Source organism: Streptomyces scabichelini, from assembly GCF_011045015.1.
Lineage (GTDB): Bacteria > Actinomycetota > Actinomycetes > Streptomycetales > Streptomycetaceae > Streptomyces > Streptomyces scabichelini.
On record NZ_JAAKZY010000352.1, the window covers coordinates 1 to 6509 of the forward strand.

The window sequence follows — 6509 nt, forward strand, 5'->3', positions numbered from 1 at the left end:
GCTCCGCCCCCAGACCCCCGTATCGGCCTGAACGGCCTCGTCCTCAAACGCCGGACGGGCTGAATGGTGCGCGCCCCGTCAGGGGCGCGGGGGCTGTATCCATGTGTGCGAAGGGGCGGTACGGAGACTCCGTACCGCCCCTTCACACTTCCGCCCGACCGCCGGGGGCTAAAGCACCTTGGACAGGAACGACTGCGTCCGCTCGTGCTGCGGATTCGTGAGTACGTCGCGGGGGTGGCCCGACTCGACGACCACGCCCTCGTCCATGAAGACGAGGCTGTCGCCGACCTCGCGGGCGAAGCCCATCTCGTGGGTGACGACGATCATCGTCATGCCGGACTCGGCGAGATCGCGCATGACGTCGAGGACGTCGCCGACCAGCTCCGGGTCGAGGGCCGAGGTCGGCTCGTCGAACAGCATCAGCTTCGGGTCCATGGCCAGCGCGCGGGCGATCGCCACGCGCTGCTGCTGGCCGCCGGAGAGCTGCGAGGGGTAGCTGCCCGCCTTGTCGGCGAGGCCGACGCGGTCGAGCAACTGGCTCGCGCGCTCCCGCGCCTGGGCCTTGCCGGTGCCCTTGACCTGGACCGGGGCCTCCGTGACGTTCTCGAGCGCCGTCATGTGCGGGAACAGGTTGAAGCGCTGGAAGACCATGCCGATGTCCCGGCGCTTCAGGGCGACCTCGCTGTCCCTGAGCTCGTACAGCTTGTCGCCCTTCTGGCGGTAGCCGACCAGCTCGCCGTCGACGTACAGCCGGCCGGCGTTGATCTTCTCAAGATGGTTGATGCACCTGAGAAACGTGCTCTTGCCGGAGCCGGACGGGCCGATGAGGCAGAAGACCTCGCCGGACTGCACTTCCAGGTCGATGCCCTTGAGGACTTCCAGCGGGCCGAAGGACTTGTGGACGCCTTCGGCTTTGACCATTGCCGTGCTCATGGGTCAGCGCCTCCAGCTCGCGAGGGACAGCATGTTCGCCTTGATCTTCTGGAACGGCGTGTCCGGAAGCGTGCGGCTCGACCCGCGCGCGTAGTACCGCTCGATGTAGTACTGCCCGACGCTGAGCACCGAGGTCAGGACCAGGTACCAGGCGGCGGCCAGGAAGTACATCTCCACCGGGGCGCCGGAGGACTGGCCGATGTCCTGGGCGTAGCGGAAGAGCTCGTAGAACTGGACCACCGAGACCAGCGAGGTCGTCTTCAGCATGTTGATGACCTCGTTGCCCGTCGGGGGCACGATCACGCGCATCGCCTGCGGGATGACGATCCGCCGCAGGGTCTTGCCGTGGCTCATGCCCAGGGCGTGCGAGGCCTCGGTCTGGCCCTCGTCGACCGAGAGGAGGCCGGCGCGGCAGATCTCCGCCATGTACGCGGCCTCGTTCAGGCCGAGCCCCAGGAGCGCCGTCAGCAGCGGCGTCATGAAGCTGGACCAGTAGTCCTTGTAGATCGGACCGAGGTTGATGTACTCGAAGACCAGGCCCAGGTTGAACCAGACCACGAGCTGGACCAGGACCGGGGTGCCGCGGAAGAACCAGATGTAGAACCAGGCGATCGACGAGGTCACCGGATTCCTCGACAGGCGCATCACCGCGAGGAGGATGCCGCCCGCGATGCCGATCACCATGGAAAGGACGGTCAGCAGCATCGTCTGACCGACGCCCTTGAGGATGCGGTCGTCGAAGAAGTAGTCGGGGATCGCTCCCCAGTTGATCTTGCCCTGGGCGAAGGCCCAGATGATCGAGACCAGGATCGCGATCGCGATGACGGCGGAGACGTACCGCCCGTAGTGCCGGACCGGGATGGCCTTGATGGCCTCCGGCCCGGCCGGGGGAGTGTCCTCCGGGCCTGCCGTCTTGTCGATGTCAACAGTCACGGGTGTTGCCTTTCAGTGCCGCTCGGTCTGCGGTCACTTGCCGCCGTTGACGATGGCTTCCTTGACGGCACCGGCCTGGACGCCCCACTTCGCGATGACCTTGTCGTACTCGCCGTTCTTGATGATCGCGTCCATGGCGGCCTTGAGAGCGTCCCGCAGCTCGGTGTTGGGCTTGGCGACCGCGATGCCGTACGGAGCGGCCTCGACCTGCTCGCCGACGAGCTCGAAGTCCTTGCCGCCGCCCGAGGTCTTCACCGCGTACGCGGCGACCGGGAAGTCGGACGAGCCGACGTCCGCGCCGCCCGAGCGCAGACGGGTCTGGGCCTGCTGGTCGTTGTCGAAGGCCTCGATGGACAGCTTGTTGGTGCCGCACTTCTTGGCCTGCTCCTTGGCCAGGTCCTCGGAGATGGTGGCGCGCTGCACGACGATCTTCTTGCCGCAGAGGTCGTCCCAGGTCTTGATGTTCTGGGTCTTGCCCTTCGGGGTGTAGAGCGAGACACCCGCGGTGAAGTAGTCGACGAAGTCGACGCCCTCGCCGACCTTCTTGCCGGTGTCGGAGTCGATGCCCTCCTGGCGGTCCTTGGTGTCCGTCATGGCCGACATGGCGATGTCGTAGCGCTTGGAGCGCAGACCGGTGAGCAGCGTGTCGAACGTGCCGTTCTCGAACTCGAACTTCACGCCCAGCTGCTTGCCCATGGCGTCCGCCAGGTCGGGGTCGATGCCGACCGTCTTGCCGGAGTCGTCCTTGAACTCGACGGGCGCGTACGCGATGTCCGAGCCGACCTTGATGACGCCCGCGTCGCGTATCTCCTTGGGGAGCTGGTCGGCCAGCGGGGCCGCGCTCGTCTCCGAGGTGCTCGCGTCCTTGTCCTTGGTCTGGTCACCGCAGCCGGCGAGAAGCAGGGCGCCTGCGACCGCGATCGCACCGACCGCGGCTGTCCGGGAGTGCGCGGCGGTCGTACGACGGGTGGAGCTTGCGGTCATGGTGAGTTCCTCCGGCGGAAGGGTGGAATGCCGATGGGTCGACGAGAACACACACCTTTGGGTGTCGCGACCTCGTGTGATGACGGCATCTTGCCATTCGGACCGATCCCCTCAGGGTGCCCGCTATGTCAAAATCGGATAACGGGTGACCCCCGAACCGTGCAAGGCCGCTCCATCAGGGCCGGATCCTGTACGGATTTTTCTCCTTCCGGCCGGAAGATCTTCGGCGCTTCTCGCGATGCGAGCGGCCGCTTCTTCGCACTTGCGGCGCCCTGCTGGTTTGTCATGATATGCCCGTGCATTCGGGCATGAGTCATGTCACCGGCATGTGACCTTCGTGTTATGGACTCGTCGGCGATGCCGTCCGTCCGGTAAGAAGGTTCTTTACACCCCTCATCCGGGGCTCCAGGGCGCGTGTGCGGCGCGCCCGTCGCGTATGTGCCCGTACGTACCCGTACGTGACCGTCGTCAGGGGCTTACGCGGTGCCCGCCCACCCCTCACCAGGAGTGGACACCCTCAACCGTTCAAGACTTAAGGGGTAAAACAAAGTGGCAGCGGAGATCGTCAATCCTCGCAGCGACAGCAAGAGCGACAGCAGTACGGATCAGACGGATCAGGACGGCGGGGTCGAGCCTCTCGATTCCATCGACCCGGCGTTCGCCTTGCACCGAGGCGGGAAGATGGCCGTGCGGGCCACCGTGCCCGTCCGGGACAAGGACGACCTGTCCCTCGCGTACACGCCCGGCGTCGCGAAGGTGTGCAGCGCCATCGCCGAGCAGCCCGACCTGGTCCACGACTACACGTGGAAATCGTCCGTGGTGGCCGTGGTGACGGACGGTACGGCAGTGCTCGGGCTCGGTGACATCGGTCCCGAGGCCTCCCTCCCCGTGATGGAGGGCAAGGCGATCCTGTTCAAGCAGTTCGGCGGCGTCGACGCGGTGCCGATCGCTCTGGGCACGACGGACACCGACGAGATCATCGAGACCGTGGTGCGGCTCGCGCCGTCCTTCGGTGGGGTCAATCTGGAGGACATCTCGGCGCCTCGGTGCTTCGAGATCGAGCGGCGGCTGCAGGAGCGGCTGGACATTCCCGTCTTCCACGACGACCAGCACGGGACGGCTGTCGTCACGCTGGCCGCGCTGCGGAACGCGGCTCGGCTGACGGGGCGGTCGCTGGGGGATCTGCGTGCGGTGATCTCGGGTGCGGGCGCGGCCGGCGTTGCCATCGCCAAGTTCCTGCTCGAGGCGGGGATCGGGGACGTCGCCGTCGCCGACCGCAAGGGTGTCGTGTCCGAGGACCGGGACGATCTGACGCCGGTCAAGCGGGAGCTTGCCGCGCTGACCAACAAGGCGGGGCTGTCGGGGTCGTTGGAGGCCGCGCTGGCCGGGGCCGACGTGTTCATCGGGGTGTCCGGCGGTACGGTTCCCGAGCCGGCCGTCGCTTCCATGGCCGAGGGGGCGTTCGTGTTCGCCATGGCCAACCCGAATCCCGAGGTGCATCCCGACGTCGCCCACAAGTACGCGGCTGTCGTGGCCACCGGGCGGTCCGACTACCCGAACCAGATCAACAACGTGCTGGCGTTTCCCGGGATCTTCGCGGGGGCGCTTCAGGTGCGGGCCTCTCGGATCACTGAGGGGATGAAGATCGCTGCGGCCGATGCGTTGGCTGCGGTCGTCGGGGACGACCTTGCCGCGGATTATGTGATTCCGTCGCCGTTCGATGAGCGGGTTGCTCCGGCGGTTACTGCGGCGGTTGCGGCGGCTGCTCGGGCGGAGGGTGTCGCTAGGCGCTGACGGTTCGTTGTCGGGTGCGGGTGTTCTGTGGCTGGTCGCGCAGTTCCCCGCGCCCCTGGGTTTGTGGTGGGTGCGGGGTCGTGGGCCGGTGCGTCAGCCCGTCGCAGGGTGGGCATACGGCCCGGTGTCGGTACACGGTGCGGGTGACCTGAGAACGAACCTACGCGACGGGCATACGACGCACCGACCCACGCCCCCTCCCGCCGGTGGGTGAGTGCGGGGTTCGTCGGGGCGCAGGCTTTTGCTTTTAGGGGCGCGGGGAACTGCGCGACCAGCCACGACGGCGCTGCAGCCGACAACGAACCCAACTCAGACCCGCAACCACGTATGCCGATCCCGAGCCATCGCATGGAGCGCCTCGACGTCCGCAGGCTTGAGCACACCCCCCGTCCGCGCCAGCGACGAGAGATCCGCGTCCTGGAGGATGCGCACCTCACGAAGCGGCGTCGCAACCGAGACGTTCGCCGGGGCGAAGAGGGCCAGGACCGGATGAACCTCGGCCGTCAGGGCGTAGGACGCCCGGTCCGCAGCCGAACGCACACGCCGCAGCAACGGCCCCGGCTCACGACGCCCCACCGTGACCATGGGATCAGCCACGAGAACCCGCTGCTTACGGGCGTACAAGGTGTGGACGGCGAAGAGGCCTCCGGGCCCGATCACCAGGTGGTGAATCCGGTCGCCACCGGGCAGCGGAAGGGAGTGCAGGGCGTGCCACCCCGCACCCTCCAGCCCGTCGAGAGCGTCCCCCACCGCCTGCTCCGCGGCAAGCGCCCGCCGCCGGGGATCGGGCCGCAGCCGATGCGGAGACGACGGATCACGGTCCAGCGCGATCTGAAGGGCCTCGCCGGGCTGGTTGGGGGCGAGGTCGTCGTCCGGGTGCAGAGTGAGCCGGGCGAGCTCCGCGGGGGTCGGGACCGGCGGTGGCCCCACGGTCACAGGCCCGGTCAGAAACGGCCCGAGCGCGTCGAGCACATCCTCCCGCCGATCGTCGCTGAGCAGGTTGACCCGGCCCGCCTCCCTGTCGTACCAGGCGACGTTCCTGCCGTCCGTGTGACAGACGTACAGCCGTTCCTGACCGTGCCGCCAGGTCGGTACAACGCGCAGTCCGCTCATGCACCATCACCCCACGACCATGGGAACAGGCGGGGTACTCCAGGGGCAAGAAGCCGGTTACCTTTGTCACGAGTTGAGCCGGGAGGCGCCGTTGCGAACTCGCAGTAACCAACCCGATGTGCCGGCCCCGGACAGCCCGTGGAGCGAGATCGTGCCCGGCCTGTGGATGGGCGGGCACGAGTACGCGGGCCGGTCCGGCGATCTGGAGTTCGCCGTCGTACGCGATGAGTTCGACCTGGTCCTGACGTTGCTCCGACTACCCGGTCACGGCCCGGACGAGGACGTGGAGCACCATGTGTGGCCGATCCCGGACGGCCCCCTGGACGGTACGCAGCTTGCAGGCGTGCTGCGGCTCGCACGGACCGCAGCCGAGGGGCTGGAGCAGGGCCGCCGGATCCTGGTCCGCTGCTACCACGGCTACAACCGCTCGGGTCTGGTCGTCGCCCACGCCCTGATCCGCGCGGGCCGCACCGCCGACGACGCGATCGGCCTGATCCGCACCCGCCGCTCCCCGTGGGCGCTGCACAACGACCTCTTCGTGGAGTACCTGAGAACCGGCCTCGACACGGCCCGGCTCCTGGAGGAGCTGGCCGAGTGATGAGCCCACCGGATCGCCGACACACAGCGTGACCACCACTCCCCCAAAAGTCTACATAACGGGACATTAGCCGCATAGCTTTGCTACGTTCCTGACATGCTCTCGCCCGGAACGACAGCGCAGGCGGACCCGCCCACCCCCGCTGTACGCCTCC

Annotated in this window: 6 protein-coding genes; 2 read left to right on the forward strand and 4 right to left on the reverse strand. The window is 67.7% G+C overall.

The features are described 5' to 3' along the window. Positions 1-168: 168 nt before the first annotated feature. From G5C60_RS48785 to G5C60_RS48795, 3 genes are read right to left on the reverse strand one after another with little or no spacing between them, the layout of a single operon-like run. Complete coding sequence (locus G5C60_RS48785; RefSeq protein ID WP_165270447.1) at positions 169-921, reverse strand: amino acid ABC transporter ATP-binding protein; 753 nt, start codon at positions 919-921, stop codon at positions 169-171. 15 nt (positions 922-936) lie between these two features. Further along, a complete protein-coding gene (locus tag G5C60_RS48790) occupies positions 937-1866 on the reverse strand; it encodes an ABC transporter permease subunit (protein WP_165270437.1) in 930 nt (309 codons plus the stop codon). 33 nt (positions 1867-1899) lie between these two features. After that, a complete protein-coding gene (locus G5C60_RS48795; RefSeq protein WP_165270439.1) occupies positions 1900-2850 on the reverse strand; it encodes an ABC transporter substrate-binding protein in 951 nt (316 codons plus the stop codon). 549 nt (positions 2851-3399) lie between these two features. Here G5C60_RS48795 and G5C60_RS48800 point away from each other — a divergent pair. Continuing rightward, on the forward strand, positions 3400-4644 hold the full coding sequence (locus G5C60_RS48800) for a malic enzyme-like NAD(P)-binding protein (RefSeq protein ID WP_165270441.1): 1245 nt from the start codon (positions 3400-3402) through the stop codon (positions 4642-4644). Between the two features lie 309 nt (positions 4645-4953). Here G5C60_RS48800 and G5C60_RS48805 read toward each other — a convergent pair whose 3' ends face one another. Continuing rightward, a complete protein-coding gene (locus G5C60_RS48805) occupies positions 4954-5757 on the reverse strand; it encodes a nuclease-related domain-containing protein (protein ID WP_165270443.1) in 804 nt (267 codons plus the stop codon). 91 nt (positions 5758-5848) lie between these two features. Here G5C60_RS48805 and G5C60_RS48810 point away from each other — a divergent pair, with 91 nt between their 5' ends. Further along, on the forward strand, positions 5849-6355 hold the full coding sequence (locus G5C60_RS48810; RefSeq protein WP_165270445.1) for a protein-tyrosine phosphatase family protein: 507 nt from the start codon (positions 5849-5851) through the stop codon (positions 6353-6355). Positions 6356-6509: the final 154 nt, after the last annotated feature.